At 49.8% G+C, this 16,731-nt stretch carries 14 protein-coding genes; 12 read left to right on the top strand and 2 right to left on the bottom strand.

Going from position 1 to position 16,731, the window contains the following annotated elements; genetic code table 11:
- Positions 1-44 precede the first annotated feature (44 nt).
- Positions 45-1,469 carry an acetyl-CoA carboxylase biotin carboxylase subunit gene (locus FYJ84_RS08345; protein ID WP_154407139.1) on the bottom strand — a complete coding sequence of 475 codons (1,425 nt, stop codon included), beginning with the start codon at positions 1,467-1,469 and terminating at the stop codon, positions 45-47.
- 308 nt (positions 1,470-1,777) lie between these two features.
- Here FYJ84_RS08345 and FYJ84_RS08350 point away from each other — a divergent pair, with 308 nt between their 5' ends.
- From FYJ84_RS08350 to FYJ84_RS08400, 11 genes are all read left to right on the top strand, one after another.
- The gene (locus FYJ84_RS08350) at positions 1,778-2,764 is read left to right on the top strand and encodes a Gfo/Idh/MocA family protein (RefSeq protein ID WP_154407140.1); all 987 of its coding nucleotides are present in this window, start codon (positions 1,778-1,780) and stop codon (positions 2,762-2,764) included.
- A gap of 171 nt (positions 2,765-2,935) precedes the next feature.
- Positions 2,936-3,895, top strand: a complete 960-nt coding sequence (locus tag FYJ84_RS08355; RefSeq protein ID WP_235901402.1) for a TAXI family TRAP transporter solute-binding subunit — start codon at positions 2,936-2,938, stop codon at positions 3,893-3,895.
- Between the two features lie 98 nt (positions 3,896-3,993).
- Entirely contained in the window at positions 3,994-4,500 is a 507-nt protein-coding gene (locus FYJ84_RS08360) for a DUF1850 domain-containing protein (RefSeq protein ID WP_154407142.1), read from the top strand.
- Between the two features lie 12 nt (positions 4,501-4,512).
- Positions 4,513-6,459, top strand: a complete 1,947-nt coding sequence (locus tag FYJ84_RS08365) for a TRAP transporter permease (RefSeq protein ID WP_154407143.1) — start codon at positions 4,513-4,515, stop codon at positions 6,457-6,459.
- 461 nt (positions 6,460-6,920) lie between these two features.
- A complete protein-coding gene (gene ahpC / locus FYJ84_RS08370) occupies positions 6,921-7,502 on the top strand; it encodes an alkyl hydroperoxide reductase subunit C (RefSeq protein WP_154407144.1) in 582 nt (193 codons plus the stop codon).
- Positions 7,503-7,547: 45 nt separating this feature from the next.
- Positions 7,548-8,147, top strand: a complete 600-nt coding sequence (locus FYJ84_RS08375; RefSeq protein ID WP_154407145.1) for a thioredoxin family protein — start codon at positions 7,548-7,550, stop codon at positions 8,145-8,147.
- Positions 8,148-8,159: 12 nt separating this feature from the next.
- The gene (locus FYJ84_RS08380) at positions 8,160-8,345 is read left to right on the top strand and encodes a hypothetical protein (RefSeq protein WP_154407146.1); all 186 of its coding nucleotides are present in this window, start codon (positions 8,160-8,162) and stop codon (positions 8,343-8,345) included.
- The gene (arsD, locus tag FYJ84_RS08385) at positions 8,323-8,655 is read left to right on the top strand and encodes an arsenite efflux transporter metallochaperone ArsD (protein ID WP_154407147.1); all 333 of its coding nucleotides are present in this window, start codon (positions 8,323-8,325) and stop codon (positions 8,653-8,655) included. Before FYJ84_RS08380 ends, arsD begins: the two co-directional genes overlap by 23 nt.
- Before the next feature lie 220 nt (positions 8,656-8,875).
- Positions 8,876-10,603: a bifunctional diguanylate cyclase/phosphodiesterase gene (locus FYJ84_RS08390; protein WP_154407148.1), complete on the top strand. Its 1,728-nt coding sequence runs from the start codon at positions 8,876-8,878 to the stop codon at positions 10,601-10,603.
- A 60-nt stretch (positions 10,604-10,663) separates the two neighbouring features.
- Complete coding sequence (queF, locus tag FYJ84_RS08395; RefSeq protein ID WP_154407149.1) at positions 10,664-11,161, top strand: preQ(1) synthase; 498 nt, start codon at positions 10,664-10,666, stop codon at positions 11,159-11,161.
- An 81-nt stretch (positions 11,162-11,242) separates the two neighbouring features.
- Complete coding sequence (locus FYJ84_RS08400) at positions 11,243-11,791, top strand: nitroreductase family protein (RefSeq protein ID WP_154407150.1); 549 nt, start codon at positions 11,243-11,245, stop codon at positions 11,789-11,791.
- A gap of 394 nt (positions 11,792-12,185) precedes the next feature.
- Here FYJ84_RS08400 and FYJ84_RS08405 read toward each other — a convergent pair whose 3' ends face one another.
- Positions 12,186-13,781 carry a bifunctional metallophosphatase/5'-nucleotidase gene (locus FYJ84_RS08405; RefSeq protein ID WP_154407151.1) on the bottom strand — a complete coding sequence of 532 codons (1,596 nt, stop codon included), beginning with the start codon at positions 13,779-13,781 and terminating at the stop codon, positions 12,186-12,188.
- A gap of 291 nt (positions 13,782-14,072) precedes the next feature.
- Between FYJ84_RS08405 and FYJ84_RS08410 the strand changes: the two genes are divergently transcribed.
- Entirely contained in the window at positions 14,073-14,954 is an 882-nt protein-coding gene (locus FYJ84_RS08410) for an aldose 1-epimerase family protein (RefSeq protein ID WP_154407152.1), read from the top strand.
- Positions 14,955-16,731: the final 1,777 nt, after the last annotated feature.

Here is a 16,731-nt window from a genome sequence, read left to right on the forward strand (position 1 = left end):
TGCTTGCCCATAGGGCAGGTGCAGCATCCCTGCTTTTTTAGTGGTTAATTGATGAGATTGAGGAGGTTTTCGTAGTTGATTTCGTTGATTTTGGTGGCGAAGGTCTTCAGCTCCTTCAGGGAGCGCCTGGAAGGGGTGGTTTCATAGACCTGCAGACGGTTCTTGACAAACTGGGTGTCAATATTGCCGGTGCGGAAGAAATCATCCTCCAGGATGCGCTGGTGCAGGGCAATGGTGGTCTTGACGCCCTCTACCTGGAATTCCTTCAATGCCCTGGCCATAATCTTGATAGCATCGCCACGGGTGCGCCCCCGGGTGATGATTTTGGCAATCAGGGAGTCATAGTAAGGCTCAATGGAAAGGTCAGAAGTAAAGCCGCTGTCAAAGCGCACCCTTGGGCCGCCCGGCTCATGCCACTTGGTGATTTTGCCCGGGGACGGCATGAAATTCTTGTCCGGGTCCTCCGCGTTGATGCGGCACTCAATGGCATGGCCCCGGAAAACAACATCCTTCTGGGAGATTTCAAGAGGTTCCCCGGCGGCAATCCTTATTTGGGTGCGCACCAGGTCAATGCCGGTAACAGCTTCCGTGATGCCGTGCTCCACCTGGATGCGTGGGTTGATTTCCATAAAGTAGAATTGGTTGTTGGACAAATCCAGCAGGAATTCCACCGTGCCGATGTTGGTGTAGTGGACGCTCTTGGCTGCCTTGATGGCCAGGAGCCCCACTTCTTCACGCATGGCATCGGTGAGGGCGATGGAAGGGGATTCCTCCAGAAGCTTCTGATTGCGCCTTTGCAGGGAGCATTCACGCTCCCCCAGATGGATGATGGAGCCGTAGTTGTCCGCCACAATCTGCACCTCGATGTGTCGGGAACGCTCGATGTAATGCTCGAAGTAGAACTTGGTCTTTTCCAGGTCAACTACGTTCAGGATATCCGTCAGCTCCTTGGCGTTGTGGGCCACGAACATGCCCTTGCCGCCGCCGCCGGATACCGGCTTCAGGATGACAGGATAGCCTACTTCCTTGGCGGACTCCATGGCCATCTCGTAGTCGGTCAGGGGCTCGCTGCCCTTTGCCATAGGGATGCCGGACGGCTCCATGGCAGCCCTTGCCACATCCTTGTCGCCTACCTGGCGGATGGTGACAGCCAGGGGGCCTATCCAGGTGAGGCCTGCCTTGGTGACCATGTCGGCAAAATCAGCGTTTTCGGAGAGAAAGCCGTAGCCCGGGTGAATGGCATCCGCGCCTGTCTCCCTGGCTGCCCGCAGGATGGCCTCCATGTTCAGGTAGCTTTCGGAGGCATCGGAAGGGCCGATAGGGTAGGAAAGATCAGCTAGCTGCACATGCAGGGCGTTGGCATCCGCCTCGGAATACACGGCAACTGTTTCAATGTCCAGCTCCTGGCAGGCACGGATGATGCGGACGGCAATTTCGCCCCGGTTGGCGATGAGAATCCTCTTGAACATAAATATTTCCCTCCTCAGATTTTTGGCTAATTTGTATAACAAATTCCGTGATAGATTTATTTTACTACTTATTATAGTTTATAGCAATAATATAATAGAAAAACAGCATAGTAATTTTAAATAATCCTATGCGTTTATTATAAAAGAAATAAATGATAACAATCTGAATGAAGTGTGCAGGAATACAAAGCCTCCTTTGCCGTTCCTAAAAATAAACCATGCAAAAGCGGCTGGGATAGTATATAATATAGCCATGGAAAATATGGGAGGACGAGGTATTTTTTCGAAGCTTTGTTAGGAGGTTTTTTATGGCAAAGGAAAATTTGAACTGGGCGGTGCTGGGCACGGGGGTAATTGCCAATCAGATGGCAGAGGCCCTGCAGAAGATGGGCAAGAACCTGTATGCAGTAGGCAACCGCACCCATCAGAAGGCGGTGGACTTTGCAGCCAGGTACGGCGTGAGCAAGGTCTACGACAGCATTGATGACATGTTCACGGATGATGCAGTGGACATCATCTATATAACCAGTCCTCACAACACCCATTACGGCTTCATGAAAAAGGCATTGGAGCATGGCAAGCACCTCTTTGTGGAAAAGTCCATTACCCTGAACAGCCGGGAGCTGGAGGAAATGATGGCTCTGGCAGAGGAAAAGGGGCTGGTGCTGGCGGAGGCCATGACCATCTGGCATATGCCTGTCTACAAGAAGCTGTGGGAGATCGTGCAGGGAGGCAGCCTGGGCAGGGTGCAGATGATTACCATGAACTTTGGCAGCTTCAAGGAATACAACATGAAGAACCGCTTCTTCAACATGAATCTTGCCGGTGGCGCCATGCTGGATATCGGCGTATACGCCCTCTCCATCGTCAGAAGCTTCATGGAGGAGAAGCCTGATGATATCATCAGCCAGTGGCAGGCTTCGCCTACAGGCTCTGACGAGATGGCCGCTATCCTGCTGAAAAACGGCAGGGGGCAGATGGCAACGGTGGCGCTTTCCATGCATTCCAAGCAGCCGAAGCGTGCCATGATCAGCTGCGAGAAGGGCTACATCGAGATTATGGAGTATCCGCGGGCTGACAAGGCGATGATTGTGGATGCGGAGACCGGGGCAAGGACACCGGTGGAGGCAGGGGATACTGCCAATGCCCTCTACTATGAGATGATTGACATGGAGGAGGCTGTCAGGAGCGGTGATGCCTCAGCCATGAAGCTGGCGTACAGCCGGGATGTGATGGAAATCATGACACGGCTCAGGAAGTCCTGGAATATGAAGTATCCTGGGGAAGAATGGTAATAGTTTTTTGATGAGTGATGCAGCTGCCGGGAGTGCCTGGCAGCTGCATTATTGTATACAGTATTTCCTTGCAGGATATTTTCATTTAGCCATGTTTATGCTATAATGTTATAGGTGATATGCAAAACAGATATTGCTTTTGCAAATGTATTGGATGAGGAGGATATGTTTATGAAGTTATTTAGCAGATTATCCATTCTGAGCGTGCTGCTGGTAGCAGTGATCAGCCTGATTGCCGGTTGCGGCGGTGACAGCGCAGGGGAGAAGAAGTTCCTGAACATCGCTACAGGCGGTACCGCAGGTACTTATTATCCGATTGGCGGCGCCATGGCTGAAATTCTCAACAACAACATTCAGGGGATGAACGCCAGTGCCCAGAGCACCGGTGCAACTGTAGCCAACATCAACATGCTGAAGGAAGGCTCCGTTGACCTGGCTATCGTGCAGAATGATATTACCTACTATGCTGCCAATGGCATTGAGATGTTCAAGGACAAGAAGGTGGACAACCTGAAGGGTATTGCCACCCTGTATCCTGAGACCTGCCAGATTGTTACTTTGGAATCCACCGGCATCAAGAGCATTGCTGACCTGAAGGGAAAGCGTGTAGCTGTAGGTGCTATGGGCTCCGGTGCTGAGGCAAATGCCCGCCAGATTCTGGAGGCTTATGGCATTACTTATGATGACATTGATGAGCAGTTCCTGTCCTTCTCCGAGGCGGCCAGCGCCCTGAAGGACGGCAACGTGGATGCGGCTTTCGTTACTGCCGGTTATCCTACCGCTGCTGTTCAGGATATTGCTTCCCAGAACAAGGTTCGCCTGCTGCCGATTGAGGCTGACAAGGCTGATGCCCTGATTGCCAAGTATCCGTTCTATACCAAGGTTGTGATTCCTGCCGGTACTTATGCAGGCTTTGAGGAGGAAGTTCCTGGTATTTCTGTAATGGCTATGCTGGTTTGCACCGACAAGGTTGACGAGCAGCTGGGCTATGACATTACCAAGGCACTCTTTAGCAACCTGGATCGCATCAAGGCAGCTCACTCCGTTGGCAAGCTGATTACCAAGGAAGGTGCAATGGAAGGTATGCCTATCCAGATGAATGCCGGTGCTGAGAAGTTCTTCAAGGAGTAATTGGAGCAATTTTTCGGTGGCAATCGATTTTTGAAGGGAAAGACAAGGGCTGTCAGGAACTCCGGGCAGCCCTGTTTTTTGTTATGAGGCATAATAAAATGTTCAAGGGAATATGCAGGCTGCTGCTGGCGGTGGTGCTGGCGGCGGCCCTGTGGCATGCCGGGCGTCCCTGGCTCTTTGTGGCAGGAGAGGATCAGCTGATTGATATGATGCCTGCCTATAGCGGCATGCCTGTAGATATCCGCTTTATTCATTCTGTGCAGAAGACACCGGTAGAGGAGTATCTGGTGGTAGGCGAGGATTTGTCCGAGCTGATTCTGCAGAGAACCAGGTATCATTCCTTCGGGGTGGGGCTGCCTTTTATGGAAAGCGATGGCAGCTTCTATCAGGAGGGGGATGATTTTGTCATGGACAACATGAACCGCCGCTTTCCCTCCCTGAGCCTGCGCACAGGGGTGGGAACCCAGCTTACCGTTACGGTGGACGGGGAGGCACATTACCTTTATCGCTTTCACCCTCCCGGCTATCGGGTGGACATTTTTACCGCTCCCGGATTTTATGGGTTGAAGCTGGTTTTTCAGGAGCGGTGGGCAAAATTTTTCTAAGGAGGCAAGGCTATGGCTTTGGATAAAAAACAGCCGGTTACCAGCGATGAGGCCCTGGCTCAGGAAGTGCTGAAAAAGTACGACCGTGAGTCAGATACCATGCAGTATACCGGCTTTATGGCAAAGATCATCTCTGCCATTGCGATTTCTTTTTCTGTGTTCCAGCTTTATACGGCGTTTTTCGGCGTGCTGGATGCGCAGCTGCAGCGTGCCGTGCACCTGGGCTTTGCCCTGGCACTTTCTTATCTGCTCTATCCGACCTGCAAGTCCTGGTCCAGGAGCAGCCTGCATCCCCTGGATGCGTTGCTGGCGGTGCTGGGTGCGGCATCACCTGCCTATATAGTGATTATGTACAGGGAGCTGGCCATGCGTGCCGGTATGATTACCACCCCTGACCTGGTGGTGGGCGTCATAGGCGTGCTGCTGGTGATTGAGGCCACCCGCCGGGTGGTTGGCATCCCGATGGTAGTGGTGGTGACGGCGTTTATCGTGTACGCCTTTGCCGGTCCTCACATGCCGGGGGTGCTGAGCCATCGCGGACTGACGCCTGAGCAGCTGGTAGGGCATCTCTACTTTACTACTGAGGGTATTTTCGGCATTCCTCTGGGTGTGTCTTCTACCTTTATTTTCCTGTTCATCCTCTTTGGTGCCTATCTGGAATCCACGGGGCTGGGCAAATTCTTTATTGATATTGCCAACGCTATCGCCGGGTGGGCCAGCGGCGGCCCTGCAAAGGTGGCAGTGCTGTCCAGTGCCCTGATGGGCACTGTGTCTGGCTCCTCCGTGGCCAACGTGGCAGGTACCGGCTCTTTTACCATCCCGATGATGAAGAAGCTGGGCTACCGCAAGGAGTTTGCCGGTGCCGTTGAGGCTGCTTCCTCCACTGGCGGCCAGCTGATGCCGCCGGTTATGGGTGCAGCGGCATTTCTCATGGCAGAGTTTGTAGGCGTGCCTTATATCGAAATCGTGGAGGCGGCAGTTATTCCTGCCATGCTGTACTTTGCCGGCCTGTGGCTGGGGGTGCATCTGGAGGCCAAGCGTACCAACCTGAAGGGCGTGCCAAGGGAGCAGCTGCCGAAGGCATGGGTGATTTTCAAGGAAAGGGGCCATCTGGCTATTCCCCTGATTGTCATCGTGTACCTGCTGGTAACAGGCTATACCCCGATGCGTGCGGCACTGGTGGCTATCGTGCTGTCCATTGCTGTCTCCGCCTTGAAAAAGAGCACCCGCATGAAGCCGATTGAGATTATCCGTGGTTTGGAGGCAGGTGCCAGGAATGTGCTGGGCGTGGCAATTGCCTGTGCTGCGGCAGGTATTATCATTGGCGTGGTTACCAAGACAGGTGTTGGCCTGAAGCTGGCTTCCGGCCTTTTGGCATTGTCCGGCGGCTATCTGCTGCCGACCATGTTCTTTACCATGATTACTTCTTTGATTTTGGGCATGGGCGTGCCGACTACGGCAAACTACGTTATTACCTCTACCATTGCGGCTCCGGCACTTTTGCAGATGGGTGTGCCTGTGCTGGCTGCCCACATGTTTGTGTTCTATTTCGGCATCATCGCTGATGTTACGCCGCCGGTGGCACTGGCTGCCTATGCGGCTTCGGGCATCAGCGGTGGCAAGCCGCTGATTACCGGGGTGAACGCTTCCAAGCTGGCCATAGCGGCTTTCATCATTCCGTATATATTTGTTCTGTCGCCGGAAATCCTGATGATTAATGCTACGGTATTTTCCCTGATTTTTGCGGCAGTGACTGCTATTTTGGGCATGGTGGGCGTAAGCTCCGCCATGATTGGCTATCTGGTTGACCACAGCAGCCCTGTGGAGCGCGTCCTGCAGTTTGTGGGCGGCATTTTGATGATTATGCCGGGCGTCTGGACTGATATTCCGGGCTTCATCATTTTTGTGCTGGTTGTTATGTGGCAGAGCCGCAGGAAGAAAAAGCACAGGACGGCATAATTTAGATTGAGATGTAAAAATAAAAATAAGCTGTAAAAGTTATCAGCCATGAGGCTGCATGCTTTGCTTTTTAGGATCGTCATATCTTTGTGATATGGCGGTTCTTTTTTTATTTCCTGTTTCAGAATTTTTTTAAATTTGTTTGCAATGTGTTCAGAATAGGTTTAGAACATATTTAGAATAGTTTTAGGGATATTTTTGATTTGCAATGACTTTGATTTTGATGATAATAATGCTTTTTCTCAATGCTTTTTCCAGGTTGCTGAAAAAAATTTCCAGTCATAAAATAATATATTACTACTACTAATTACTATGAAGCCAGTAAATACAAGGTATTTAGTTGAAATATAATATTATTTAATATTTATTATTAATAGATATTAAATAACGATTGACATTATGTCAAAAATATGTTATTTTATGAATATAAAATAAGTTGGGGAAAGGTGGAGGGACAGTATATGTCATTACTTAACAAAGAGATTAGCGAGTTTTCCGTTCAGGCATTTGTTCAGCCGGCAGATGCGAAAAAGGGTGAGTTCCGGACAGTTTCCAAGGCGGACCTGCTAGGCGGCTGGTCGGTGCTGTTCTTCTATCCGGCGGATTTTACTTTCATCTGCCCTACTGAGCTGGAGGACCTGGCTAACCTTTACGGCAAGTTCAAGGAGGCAGGCTGCGAGATTTACAGCGTGTCCTGCGATACTCACTTCGTGCACAAGGCATGGCATGAGTCTTCTGAGAAGGCTGGCAAGATAAATTATCCGATGCTGGCGGACCCTACCGGCAGCCTGGCCAGGGATTTGGAGATTTATGATGAGGCCAGCGGCATGGCAGACCGGGGTACTTTTGTCATCAATCCTGAGGGCAGGGTGGTTGCCTATGAGGTGAATGCCGGTAATGTAGGCCGCAACGCGGATGAGCTTTTACGGAAGGTTGAGGCGTTGCAGTTTGTGGCAGAGCATGGGGATGAGGTTTGTCCTGCGAAATGGACGCCGGGGGCTGAGACCTTGAAGCCGACCTTTGATTTGGTAGGGCTGCTCTGATAAGCCGGGGCTTTGACGGTGTTTCGTAGAGGACGGAGGTGCTGTATGCAGGATTTTGGAGATGTTGAGCAGCTGAAGGCTCTTTTTGCCAAGTTTGCCAGCCCTGTCAGGCTGAAGGTACGCTATGATGACAGCGACCTGGGGCAGGGAATACACAGCTTTATTCAGGATTTTTGTCAGCTGTCTGACAAGCTATTGTGGGAAGCTGAGGAAGCCCGGGGGATTCCCGGCATAGAGATTTTCCGGGAGGATGGCAGCCCCGTGGGGATTGTCTACCATGCGGTGCCGGGAGGCCATGAGTTCCAGTCCTTCCTGCTGGCGCTGTACAATACGGCAGGGCCGGGGCAGGAGGTGGCTCCGGAGGTCGTAGAGCAGGCCAAGGCTATCGGCAGCAGGATGAAAATTCAGGTTATGATGACCTTGTCCTGTAACCAGTGCCCGGAGGCTGTAACGGCTGCCCAGAGGCTGGCTACTTTGTCCGACAACGTGACAGCGGAGATTTTCGATGTGATACGTTTTCAGGACATTATCGACAAGTACAAGATCAAGGGTGTTCCATGTATTGTCATCAATGATGAGCATGTCACCTTCGGCAAGAAGAATATCAACGAGATGCTTGCTCTGTTGCAGGCAGCTGAGGATTGAGGGGATGCTTTTTTGCCGGAGGGTGAAGCGTGGCTGAGGCACCATCCATCCCGGAGGGCACTGTTCGCGGATGTACTTATGGGGAGTGCGCTTTTATACGGGGAATCCTTCGCAGCTGCGGGGGAGCGTGTCAAGAAGATAATAGGCAAATGTAGAAAGAAAGAGGGAATTGATTATGAAAAAGATGCAGATTTTTGAGGGTGCTGTTTGTGCTAGCGACGGTATGTGCGGCCTGAGCGTTGACCAGGAGCTGATGCGCATTGATACCGTAGTGAAGGTATTGCAGAACAATGCTTACGATATTGATAGATACATCATGCCGGGCGACCGCAAGGCATTTTTGGAGAACGAGGTTGCCGGCGAGTTCCTGCGCCAGAACGGCAACGAGGCACTGCCTCTGATTCTGCTGGACGGTAAGAAGGTGCTGAATGGCAGGTTCCCTACCAATGATGAGATTGCTCAGTGGCTGGAAGTGCCAAATCTGCCTAAGCTGCTGGAAAAGAAATAATCTATAGCATATCTGCGGTCATGCTGAAAGCCCGGCTTTTGGCATGGCCGTTTTCTTTTGCCTCGCAGGGATTGTGGGGCGGCGGAGGGTGGCAATAGGGGCAGAAATGTAATTTTGGTGCAGATAACGTAAAAAAACATTGATATTGAAGCCTTTTTTGTATAAAATTATAAGTATTGATACATTTTATTTATGATGTACGTCTATGGAGTAGGTATTGATGAGAAAAAGATGTCAGATTCCACGCAATTCGGTGCTGAAGCGAATTCAGGGCTATTTCAGGATGCTGTGTGCTTCCTCAGACGAATATTTCTTCGCCACTGATATAGTGGAAAATATTGTGATGCTATCACCCAATATGGTCACGGATTTCGGTATGCCGGCAGAGATCTTTATGGATATGGATGCAGAATGGCTGCCGAGGGTTCATCCTGATGATTATGATGATTACATAAAGAACCTGCATAAGGAGTTTACGCCGGAGGATAATATGCACGATGTGATTTATCGTGTGCGGGATGCCAAGGACAACTATGTCTGGGTTCGCTGCAAGGGGCAGATGTCCTTTGGCAGGGATGGAGCCCCGGAGCTGTTTGCAGGTATTATTACCCCTCTGGAGCAGAAAATTCAGGCTGATGCCAATACGGGACTTTTGACAAAATATCAGTTTGAGAAGGCTGTGAAGGCCGCCCTGGTTAGAGTCGATGGGGAATTCCCTAACGGGGCCATGCTGATTTTTGGCATAGATAATTTCAAGATAATCAACGAGTCCTTCAACAGGCGGTTTGGTGATATGCTGCTGCGGATAGCGGCAGATGCCATCAGCAACGTGCTGCCGGAGGGGGTTATGCTGTACAAGCTGGATGGTGACGAGTTTGCCATCGTGGTGCCGGATATGGATGAGGCAGGGGCACAGTCACTGTTTGAGACGGTGCAGAGGTCCTTCTGCCGCCCTCATGAGGTGGAGGGGCGCAGCCTGTTCTGCACGATTTCTGCCGGTACGGTTCTTTATCCACAGGGGGGCAAGGATTATCTGGTGCTGCACAAGCATGCGGAGGCGGCGCTGGACCAGGCAAAGCGGGATGGCAAGAACAAGAATATTATCTTTTCCAAGGAGCAGTACAACCGCTGGCTCAGGTCCATCACCATGCGGGATATGCTGCAGGACAGCATTGAGCATGGTTTTGAGGGCTTTTCCCTGTTTTACCAGCCCCAGGTCAATGCCAGGACCCAGCGGCTCATCGGGGCGGAGGCCCTGCTTCGCTGGCGCAGCCCCAAGGGACGTATGGTATCGCCGATGGAGTTCGTGCGGATTCTGGAAGAAACCAAGATGATTATCCCGGTAGGGCGCTGGATATTTGAGACGGCGGTGAAGCAGTGCAAGGCGTGGCAGGAAAAATGGCCGGGCATGCGCATCAGCATCAATCTGTCCTATGAGCAGATCAAGGAAAGCGGCTTCAAGGAGTTTGCCCTGGAATGCCTGAAAAAACATGATTTGCCACCGTATCTGATTGTGCTGGAGCTGACGGAGACAGCCATCGTTTCTGACTGGAATAACGTGAATACCCAGTTTCAGGAGTTCAGGAAGATGGGCATCAGCATCGCCATGGATGACTTTGGGACGGGCTACTCATCGCTGGCGTACCTGAAAAATCTTGCCTGTGATATTGTGAAGATTGACCGGGCATTTGTTACCCATATTACCGAGGAGAACAACGAGTTTGACCGGCAGCTGGTGAAGTCCACCATTGAGCTGTGCCACAGTGTCAGCATTGACTGCTGCATAGAGGGCGTGGAGACGATTCGGGAATATGAGCTTTTGCGTGATTTCTGCCATGCGGACAGCATTCAGGGCTATTTCTTCGGTCGCCCTGAGGCACCGGAGGATTTTGAGCAGAAATTTTTCGTGGAGCCGGAAAATCCATATCTGGCGGGATGCGGCATTTAGGCCGGCTGACGGTGTACTGATGGCAAAATTGTTGACAGTGGAATATAGTAAAGGTGGAGTATGAGCAGAGATAAGAAGGATATGCCTGAAATTACGCTTTTGGGCAATCAGAATACGAAATATAGCTTTGACTATCAGCCGGGGGTGCTGGAGACTTTTGACAACAAGCACCCTGACAGGGACTACTGGGTGAAATTCAACTGCCCGGAGTTTACCAGCCTCTGCCCTATTACGGGGCAGCCGGATTTTGCAACGATTTATATTTCCTATGTGCCGGATATCAAGATGGTGGAGAGCAAATCACTGAAGCTGTATTTGTTCAGCTTCCGCAACCATGGTGATTTTCATGAGGATGTGGTGAATATCATCATGAAGGATTTGGTGAAGCTGCTGGAGCCAAGGTATCTGGAGGTGTGGGGGAAATTCCTGCCAAGGGGCGGCATTTCCATTGATCCTTATACCAACTACGGCAAGCCTGGCACTAAGTTTGAGGAGCTGGCATGGCAGCGGTTCAGCCAGCATGATATGGTGGCTATGGACAAGGTGGATAACCGGTAAGCTGGTTTGGAACGGATAGGTAAACAATAAGTAACGAGGAACGGGAAGGCGTGCGGTATACGCCTAGGAGGAGTGAGCAGCATGAATAATCTCATGCGTAAGATTTTGCTGAGGCGCAGTGTCTATAATTTTTCTGATACAACCTTGAAGGATGCGGATTTGCTTTCTATATTGGAGGAGGGGCGTACTTTGTCCAATGTGGAGAAGAACGAGTCCTGGCATTTTACGGCTGTGCAGAACAACAATGTGGTCAGGATGCTGCTGGACAGCACCGGCCAGCAGACCATGGGCAGGCTGGGTGTTGTTAATGGCAGGGATTTGTACAATGGTGGTGATTTGCTGAAAAATATTCCGATGCTGCTGGTGATTTCCGGCAGCGGTGATATGAAGTATGCTGAGGATGCTGCCAATACCTTGTTTGGCAGCATGATGCTGGCAGCAGAAAAATACAATGTGTGCTCCTGCTGGCTGTCTACGCGTTCCGAGCTCAGTGAGGCCGGGGTGCATGAGATACGCCACCTGCTGCAGATTCCTGATGATTATGTGCCTTTGTCCATCGGAGCTTTCGGATACAGGCTGGATGAGGTGAAGATAACGGCACTTAGCAGTGTAGTCAATATTATAAGATAAATTTCAGTTTATCGTCGTGCTGGTTTGTTACTTCGTGCATATACTGAATGAAATAGTTTGATAGTTCGTGGACTCTGTTCAGACATTTAAAAGGGACAGGTAGCGGCAGTACCCATAGAAAACTCGCTCTCGCTCTTAGCACAGCCTCGCGCTTCTAAGCTCCTGCATCGCTTACGCTCGCACTTGCTAAGAAGCGAGGCTGCACTCAAGGTTTTCTTTGGGTACATGCCGCACCTGTCCCTCTTTTTGTCTGAACAGATATGCACATAGTTATCAACTATACCCTGCTGTACGCTACCAAGGTAATCAATCTAACTTTACGAGCAAGCCTGAAATAGGAGGAGCCAGGAAGCTGACGAAACTTGCTACTGCCGACCGCTGTATAAACTGAAATTTATCTTATGGTAATGCGGGATTGTGGCTCGGCATATTCAATTCCTATCACCCCATGCAGTTTTTCTGTCAGATAGTTTTCCAAGGCCTCTGCATCAAGATAGCCGATGCTCTGATAATCCAGCTTGGCACCTGGCAGGCACAGGCCGGCGTAGGTATCGCCACCGGAGGCAAGAAAATCAATCATGGCAATAGAGTAGACAGCCTCAGGCTGGAAGGGGCGGTTGCCTACAGACTCAATCGTGACACGGCTGCCTGGCAGGGCTGGAGCATAGTAGCCGGAGTTGGGATATTGCTCGCCCTTGCTGTATGCCACAGCAGTATTGACCGTATAGCTGATGCCTGCCACCTGAGGGAAGGAACCCATAGCCTCAGGGGTATAGGCAGTAGCTGCTTCCAGAATTTCCAGCAGCTTGCTGCCTGTGATTTTCACAACGCACAGCTGGTTGTTGTAGGGGTTCATGCTGTAGAGCATGCTGCGCGTAATGTCACCGGGAGCTATGCCGCTGCGAATGCCGCCTCCGTTGCAGATAGCGGCATCTACAGTATCATTCAGCACATTTGCCTGAGCTGCCTGCCAAAGAACAGCATCGGCACAGAAATTTCCGGAATTGGTTTCCATGGTGCGGACGCCTGGTGCACGGCTGCCATCCAGTGTCACCAGGGATTTTCCTATTACCTGCCCGAGATTGGCAGATACTTCGCCTCTGGCAGTCTGCATCAGCAGCTTTACCTTTGGATTTTCAGCGGTATATTCACCGAAGGCAACCATCTTTTCAACCCACTTGCCATTTTCCTGCACAATACAGCCGATGTTGTTCGTGTAACAGCCGGTTTCAGCCAGCAGGGTATCGCCCACATATTTGTTTTTTACCTGATGGTCATGGCCGTCAATGAGAATATCAATGCCTCTGGTATGGGACAGCACAGCTTCAGCACTGCTTTCTGTGCCATCCTCTATGCTGCCCAGGTGCCCCAGGGCAATAACCAGGTCACAGCCCTGCTCTCTCAGCTCTTTGGCGGCAAGGCTGGCAGACTGCCACAGCTCCCTGCCCTGCAAAAAGGCCAGGCCCCGCACATTCTTTGGGGACGTGCTGGTAATGGTCTGGGGCGTAGTCAGCCCCAGAATACCGATTTTCAGGTCATTTTTTTGGACAATCGTATAGGGACGGATAAAATTTTTGCCGCTGGCTTCGATTCGTATATTGGCGGCAACATAGGGAAACAAAGCCTCTGACATGCGTTCCCTCAGTATATCCTGCCCGTAATCAAATTCGTGGTTGCCCAGGGTGGCGGCATCATACCCGGCAGCATTCATAAACTGAATGGCGGATTTTCCCTTGCTGAAATTCACCAGATTGTTATCCTGAATGGCATCTCCTGCATCCAAAAGCAGTACCTGATAGCCGTCGGACTCAAGCTTCTCCTTGAGGCTGGCTATTACAGCCATGCCGTTGTGGCCGTCTCCGTATTCGTCATAGCCGTGGGTATCGTTGGTATGCAGGATAACCAGCTTGCTGAAATCGGCTGCCAGGGCTGACTGGCACAGCATAATCAGCATAATCAGCAGAAAAAATGTCTTGCGCACAAATTGCATAAATCTTCCTCCTAACTGCTATTGTAGTAATATCTGCTTATAATTATACTGAGTTTGTTGATTTTTGGCTATCTTCAATTAGGTTTTCCGCAAAAGCCGTTTTTATCGGTCTGTGTGAAGAATGAGCACGAGCTGGCCGATTGCTGCGCCTGCCTGAAGGGCGAGGGGCACTGGCTGACCTATCTGAAAAGGTTTTCATAAGCTGATAACTTTTTCCTATTCTGCAATGCTATGATAGGGCTGAGAATAGTTTAGCAAAACACAGTTAGTACAAAATGGAGTGATTGGTCTATGGAAAAGGTTTTGCAGAATGAAAATCTGTCTATCGTGGTGAATTCTTTTGGTGGGGCGCTGAGCTCCATCAGGGATAAGGAGGGCACGGAGTATTTGTGGCAGGGGGACAAGAGGTATTGGAGCGGTCAGGCACCGGTGCTTTTCCCTATCTGCGGCAGTTTGCGCAACGACAGGGCGGTAATTGGCGGTGGCAAGGAAACCTGTATGCCAAGGCACGGCATTGTGAGAAAGAAGGAATTTGTGCTGGAGAAGGCCGATGGTGAGGAAATTGTCTACAGCATAGCTGCGGATGAGTCAACCTTGGCGCAGTATCCTTATGATTTTAAGCTGTCTGTCTCTTACAGGCTTTCCGGGAAAACTATAGAAATAAAATATACTGTGGAAAATCGCGGTGATGTGGTTATGCCATGTTTCCTGGGGGCGCATCCGGGCTTTAACTGCCCGTTGACTGATGATACGGTATATGAGGATTATTATCTGGAATTTGAGCAGGCAGAGGACTGTACGGCAGCTGTCAACCATCCTGATACCGGGCTGGTGGACAGGCAGTCCCGTCAGCCGTTCCTGCAGGGGACAAACAGGCTGCCTCTTGATTACAAGTATTTTGCGGTGGATGCTGTTACCCTGGACAGGCTGAAATCCCGCAGGGTGCGCTTGGCAACGGAGAAGCACAATAAGGGCATTGAGGTGGATTTTGCAGATTTTCCGTACCTCATTCTCTGGTCCACTGCCAACAAGAGCCCGTTTATTGCCTTGGAGCCATGGAGCGGACTGTCCACCTGCACTGATGAAGGTGATGTGTTTGAGGAAAAGGCGGATGTCAGCCTGATAGAGCCATTGGGCAAAAAGGAATTTAAGCTGCGAATCAGTATTTTATAAATTTCAGTTTATCGTCGTGAAGGTACGAGCATTTTGGAACATTAATGGATGAGTTTTGTTGGTTCGTGTACTCTGTTCAGATTAAAAATGGGCTGAGCGGGACAGCTACCCATAGAAAACACGCTCTCGCTCGGAGGGGTGACAAAACCCTATTTCCATGATTATTTTCGGTCTAAATCCTTGTCTGCGTTGTTGTCGTCGGTCGGCATGGAACCACCATGCCTTCTTCCTCCGCCTAGCATACAAGGATTTATCCTCGAAACTAATTCATGTCAATAGGGTTTCGTCATCCCCTGCGCCTCGCGCTTCTAAGCTCCTGCATCGCTTACGCTCGCACTCAAGGTTTTCTATGGGTACTGTCCTCACTCATCCCTTTCTTTGTCTGAACAGATATAAACAAAATGACAGAACCACATACATTATTTGTTACCATGGTGCCCCAGACAGCTTTACGAATAAGCCTGAAATAGGGGGGGCTAGGAGCTGACGAGACCTGCTATTTCCAGTATAATTGCAAGCATTTTATAGAACTTATGTATTGCGTTTTTATTATAAATATGCTACAATACATGTGTTGCAGGATTATGCTTGCAGGGCGGACGCGGTATGCAAATTATGCAATTTTTAGCAGTTTTTCTGCACGAAAAAAGCCATCCCTGCCGAGGATGACTTCTTCGTAGATGTTGTGACCATCAGTGTCGTCAGCACTGGTGTATGGTCGGATAAGTTTCCACCAAAAACCTATAGCGGCGAGCCATCGTTGTGGTTCGCTCTTTTTTATGTTCTTATTTTACAGCATTTTTCAGCTTGAGTCAACATGCAAGAAAAAAGCACCAGCCTTATTGCCGCTGTTGAGGGCGGCAATAAGCTGGCGTAAAAAAAATTTTTTTTCACTGCATTTTTTGACAGCAGCAATTTTTCTATCGACCTCTTTGTGACAGATGAGCAGAAAAAAATATTATAATTCGTCTTATGCATTTATCTTTATCTTATATATATTATAGGACGTAGCAGGTCTGGTAGCAGTTCCTGTAGCAGTCTGATAGCATTTAGTGCTACGTGAAAACCTATAAATTGATATTTTTAACTGTTGTTTTTTCAGTCAGTTCCTGATACATTTTCATTAAAGCTGCCACTGTTTCCTATGGGCTGTACCACTTAGATGAATGCTTCGGGGGAGTATACACCAGTTGGCTATATCTGGTTTCAGCAACCCTTCGCTAAAAGATTTCAGTTTCTACAGCGGTTGGCAGTAGCAGGTTTCGTCAGCTCCTAGCCCCTCTATTTCAGGCTTATTCGTAAAGCTGTATGGGGCACTATGGTAACATATAACAAGTGGCATTTTATCATTTTGTCTATATCTGTTCAGACAAGAAAGGGATGGGGTGCGGCATGTGCCATCAGAAACCTTTGTTGTGCCTCGGTGCTTAGTGATTCGCAAGCCGTCAGGCGAAGCGAGAACTTAGCATCCGCTAGGCACAACTAGGAGCGAGAGCGTGTTTCTGATGGCAATGCCGTAGACCATCCCATTTTTAATCTGAACAGAGTGCACAAACTAACAAAACTCATCCGTTAATGTTCCAGAAGTCTCGTACCTTCACGACGATAAACTGAAAATTATTTTTATTTATGTTGGTTTTGGTGTATAATCCCATCTTTGACAGTTGTTAAACTAAAAAAGGTCTATCAAGACAGTATTTATGCGGCTTGATAGACCTTTTTGCTTCGTAACGATATATAGTATTTTTTATCTTCCCTTACTTTTTTTCTGGATATT

The sequence above is a fragment of the Anaerovibrio slackiae genome, assembly GCF_009695585.1.
Lineage (GTDB): Bacteria > Bacillota > Negativicutes > Selenomonadales > Selenomonadaceae > Anaerovibrio > Anaerovibrio slackiae.

What these genes read in the sequence shown, in the direction of transcription:
- FYJ84_RS08375 (WP_154407145.1), top strand. Translation starts at nt 7,548, where the DNA reads ATGCAGGATTTTGGAGATGTTGAGCAGCTGAAGGCTCTTTTTGCCAAG.
- FYJ84_RS08350 (WP_154407140.1), top strand. Translation starts at nt 1,778, where the DNA reads ATGGCAAAGGAAAATTTGAACTGGGCGGTGCTGGGCACGGGGGTAATT.
- FYJ84_RS08360 (WP_154407142.1), top strand. Translation starts at nt 3,994, where the DNA reads ATGTTCAAGGGAATATGCAGGCTGCTGCTGGCGGTGGTGCTGGCGGCG.
- FYJ84_RS08410 (WP_154407152.1), top strand. Translation starts at nt 14,073, where the DNA reads ATGGAAAAGGTTTTGCAGAATGAAAATCTGTCTATCGTGGTGAATTCT.
- FYJ84_RS08400 (WP_154407150.1), top strand. Translation starts at nt 11,243, where the DNA reads ATGAATAATCTCATGCGTAAGATTTTGCTGAGGCGCAGTGTCTATAAT.
- arsD (WP_154407147.1), top strand. Translation starts at nt 8,323, where the DNA reads ATGAAAAAGATGCAGATTTTTGAGGGTGCTGTTTGTGCTAGCGACGGT.
- FYJ84_RS08355 (WP_235901402.1), top strand. Translation starts at nt 2,936, where the DNA reads ATGAAGTTATTTAGCAGATTATCCATTCTGAGCGTGCTGCTGGTAGCA.
- queF (WP_154407149.1), top strand. Translation starts at nt 10,664, where the DNA reads ATGAGCAGAGATAAGAAGGATATGCCTGAAATTACGCTTTTGGGCAAT.
- FYJ84_RS08345 (WP_154407139.1), bottom strand. Translation starts at nt 1,469, where the DNA reads ATGTTCAAGAGGATTCTCATCGCCAACCGGGGCGAAATTGCCGTCCGC.
- ahpC (WP_154407144.1), top strand. Translation starts at nt 6,921, where the DNA reads ATGTCATTACTTAACAAAGAGATTAGCGAGTTTTCCGTTCAGGCATTT.
- FYJ84_RS08405 (WP_154407151.1), bottom strand. Translation starts at nt 13,781, where the DNA reads ATGCAATTTGTGCGCAAGACATTTTTTCTGCTGATTATGCTGATTATG.
- FYJ84_RS08365 (WP_154407143.1), top strand. Translation starts at nt 4,513, where the DNA reads ATGGCTTTGGATAAAAAACAGCCGGTTACCAGCGATGAGGCCCTGGCT.
- FYJ84_RS08390 (WP_154407148.1), top strand. Translation starts at nt 8,876, where the DNA reads ATGAGAAAAAGATGTCAGATTCCACGCAATTCGGTGCTGAAGCGAATT.